Origin of the sequence: Allosalinactinospora lopnorensis (assembly GCF_000981225.1) — a bacterium.
Lineage (GTDB): Bacteria > Actinomycetota > Actinomycetes > Streptosporangiales > Streptosporangiaceae > Allosalinactinospora > Allosalinactinospora lopnorensis.
In genome coordinates this window covers 1-3,643 of the sequence record NZ_LAJC01000150.1, presented here as the reverse complement: position 1 = coordinate 3,643, position 3,643 = coordinate 1, and the positions used below count along the sequence as shown (strand labels likewise).

At 71.6% G+C, this 3,643-nt stretch carries 2 protein-coding genes and 1 pseudogene; all 3 read left to right on the top strand.

The window, feature by feature from the left end; genetic code table 11:
- Positions 1-35: 35 nt before the first annotated feature.
- Positions 36-464 carry an ATP-binding protein gene (locus VS93_RS26045; protein ID WP_046472492.1) on the top strand — a complete coding sequence of 143 codons (429 nt, stop codon included), beginning with the start codon at positions 36-38 and terminating at the stop codon, positions 462-464.
- A gap of 161 nt (positions 465-625) precedes the next feature.
- Positions 626-2,400, top strand: a pseudogene (locus tag VS93_RS26040) (gamma-glutamyltransferase family protein).
- Positions 2,401-2,546: 146 nt separating this feature from the next.
- Positions 2,547-3,278 carry an IclR family transcriptional regulator gene (locus VS93_RS26035; RefSeq protein WP_046472491.1) on the top strand — a complete coding sequence of 244 codons (732 nt, stop codon included), beginning with the start codon at positions 2,547-2,549 and terminating at the stop codon, positions 3,276-3,278.
- Positions 3,279-3,643: the final 365 nt, after the last annotated feature.

Genomic DNA, 3,643 nt, shown 5'->3' with positions numbered 1-3,643 from the left:
CCCCCGACCTGGCTAGGAGCAGGTGAGGACTCGCCATGCAGAGTATCGCCCCCGTTATCGGAGAAACCTCCACCCATACCTTTCCCTGCCACGCCGCTTCCGTTGGGCGGGCGCGGCGCTGGTTGGCGGACATGCTCTCGCTGCACTGCGCGGTGAATGTGCCCGGCGACGTGTCCGCCACGGCCGTGTTGCTGCTGTCCGAGCTGGCGACCAACAGTCTGCGCCACACGGTCAGCACCCGCTTCACCGTCGCGGCGCACGTGTCCCCCGGCGGGCTGCGGGTGCGCGTGCGCGTGGAGGACCAGGGAAGTCCCACGGGCGGCACGCCGCGCCTCCTCGACGCGGGGCCGCAGAGCGAGGGCGGCCGGGGATTGGCTCTGGTCGAGCAGTTCGCCGACCGCTGGGGACCGCTCGACTCCGCTCCCGGCGTGTACTTCCACCTGGGCCGGGCCATCCCGGAATAGCTCGCCGACGTTGAGGATCGGGTTCCTCCCGGCGCCGGGAGGAACCCGATCCTCAAGATCGCGGGTGAGTGGTCCTGATTACGCCCCTTGTGGTCCATATCACCCACCTCGGTACGCTAGCCGCCCAATGATGTGATGATGGAGCGACGGAAGGCGGCCGCATGTCCGGTTTCACCACCCGCCCCGAGCTGCGCGGCGACTTCGGCATGGTGTCCTCGACCCACTGGCTGGCCAGCGCGGCGGGCATGTCGGTACTGGAGCGCGGCGGCAACGCCTTCGACGCCGCCGTCGCCGCGGGTTTCACCCTCCAGGTGGTCGAACCGCACCTGAACGGCCCCGCGGGCGAGGTGCCGATCATCTTCCACCCCGCCGGCGGCTCCCCCACGGTGCTGTGCGGGCAGGGGCCCGCCCCCGCGGCCGCCACCCCCGAAGCCTTCGAGGGCATGAACCGGATCCCGGGCAGCGGCGTGCTGCCCGCCTGCGTTCCCGGTTCGTTCGACGCCTGGCTGCTCCTGCTGCGCGACCACGGCACACTCCCGTTGCGCGACGTGCTCGATTACGCCATCGGACACGCGCGCCGCGGCTACCCCGTGCTCGCGCGCATCGCTGACAAGGTCGCGGAGCTCGAAGAGGTCTTCACCCGGTGGTGGCCCGGCTCGGCCGCCCTGTACTTGAGCGGCGGCGCCCTCCCCCGCGCGGTTCCCGGCACACCAACCCCGCGCTGGCCGACACCTACCAGCGGATCGTCGAGGAGTCCGAGCGCGCCGCACGCACCCGAGAGGACCGGATCGACGCCGCACGCCGGATCTGGCGGGAGGGGTTCGTCGCCGAGGAGATCCTGGCCTCGCTGGCCCGGCCGGTGCCCGACGGGTCCGGCGGGCAGCACCGCGGACTGCTCTGCGGCGGCGACCTCGCCGCGTGGCGGGCGAACTACGAGGAGCCCGTGAGCCTGACCTACGCGGACCACACCGTGCACAAGACCGGCCCATGGGGCCAGGGACCGGTGTTCCTGCAGCAGCTGCGGCTCGCCGAGGCACTCGGCATCGGGGATCTCGACACGTTCTCCGCGGAGTTCGCGCACCGCGTGACCGAGGCGGCCAAGCTCGCCTTCGCCGACAGGGAGGCCTGGTACGGCGACCCCGTGTTCGTCGACGTCCCCCTCACCGAACTGCTCGGCGAAGCCTACGCCGAGCAGAGGGCCGCCCTGGTGGACGGCGGAGTCTCGACGGAGCTGCGCCCGGGATCGCCCGACGGCGACCGGCCCTTCGTCCCTGGCCCCTACCTGGCGGGCGAGACGCCGCTCGACCGCTTGAGCGGCGAACCCACAGCCAGCCGCGGTGTCGGGCAGCGCGGCGACACCTGCCACCTGGACATCGTGGACGCCGCCGGGAACATGGTCTCGGCGACGCCGAGCGGAGGCTGGCTGCATACCTCCCCGGTGATCGAGAGCCTCGGATTCCCGCTGGGCACCCGCGGGCAGATGTTCTGGCTGGATCCGCGCTCCCCCAGTGTGGTCGCCCCCGGAAAGCGCCCCCGCACCACGCTCTCCCCCACCCTGGTCACCCGCGGCGGCGAGGCCGTCCTGGCGCTCGGCACCCCCGGCGGCGACCAGCAGGACCAGTGGACGTTCACCTGCTTCCTGCGCATCATGCACGCCGGCATGAACCTGCAGGAGGCCATCGACGCCCCGATGTTCCACGGCAACTCGTTCCCCAGCTCGTTCTACCCGCGCGAAATGGCCCCGGGAGAGCTGGTCGTGGAACCGAGGCTGGGGGTGCAGGCCATGGTCGACCTAGAGCGCAGGGGGCACCGGGTGGTGGTCGCGGACGACTGGTCGCTCGGTCGCCTGGCCGCCGTAGCCCGGGACCCCGCTACCGGGGAGCTGCGCGCCGGCGCCGACCCCCGCGCCTGCCAGGGGTACGCGGCGGGACGGTGACCGTCCCGCCCGGAGGGGTGCTTTCCGCCACGCCATCAGGGTGAAGCGACACCGATCGCTGTGCGATTATTGATCACATCTCTCGTTTATCGTTGACCGAGCAGCCCCGGCCTCGCCAGGGCCCCGGATACGCGAGGAGCAGCTGGATGGCCGAGAGCGTCAACCCGGCGACCCGCGGGAACCCTCGGGCAGAGCAGTCCCCCGGCACGCGCTCCCAGACACTTGACCGCGGCATCCGCGCGCTGGAGGCGCTGCGCGAGAAGGCGGGCCCCATGAGCATCGCCGAGCTCGCCCGGGCCCTGGACGTGCACCGGTCGATCGCCTACCGGATCCTGCGCACCCTGGAGGACCACCGGCTGGTCGCCCGCACCCGCGAGGGCTCCTACGAGCTCGGGCTGGGTCTTCCGGTGCTGGCGCGCGGAGTGTCGCACGGGCTGCAGTCGGCGGCGCTGCCCGTCCTGTCGGCGCTGGCCGACGAGACGGGGATGACCTCGTTCCTGGTGATCCCCAGCGGCGACGAAGCCATCACACTGGCGACGGTGGAACCGCGGCAGTCGGTCGCGCACCTGGCCTACGCGCCCGGCGTGCGGCACCCGCTGGATCGGGGCGCCCCCGGACTGGCCGTCCTCGCCGCCCTGCCGCCTCGGGAGGGCGAACGCCCGGAGGTGCAGGAGGTGCGTGAACAGGGGTGGGCGTACTCGCGCAGTGAGGTGCTTCCGGGGATGTCGTCGGTGGCCGCACCGGTGGCCTCCGCCACAGAGGTCGCCTCGGTGGCGGTGGTCTACCTGGACGCTTCGCAGGCCGGCGGGCGTGACCGGCAGGCCCTCGGGGAGCGTGTACTCTCGGCGGCCAAGGAGATCGTCGCCGATTTGCCGTAGAGCACCGGGATTCGCGCTACTTTATACAGTGATGGCGGCGTTGCTCTCAGCTCTTGCCAAAAGAGCCGAGCGCTGCTTTCCTGGTTCCGGACGTCGGCGATATTCCATAAACGAGAATATCGTTCGCTATTCGCACAAGCCAGATGCAGGGCGGATTTCGCTGACTCCCCCTCCCTCGGTGAACGCCCTGCGCCCCCTCCTGGCCGGGCCATCCTCCCCTCCGGGTGGCCTTTTACTCCAGGAGCGCAGAGGGGCCGCGGTACACCGACGCGGTGTGCCGCGGCCCCTCTACCGCGTTCGCTCACCCCGCGCATCGCGGGGGCCGGGTGTCCGGGCGGTTGCCCTTAGCCGGTGAACCGGCGATC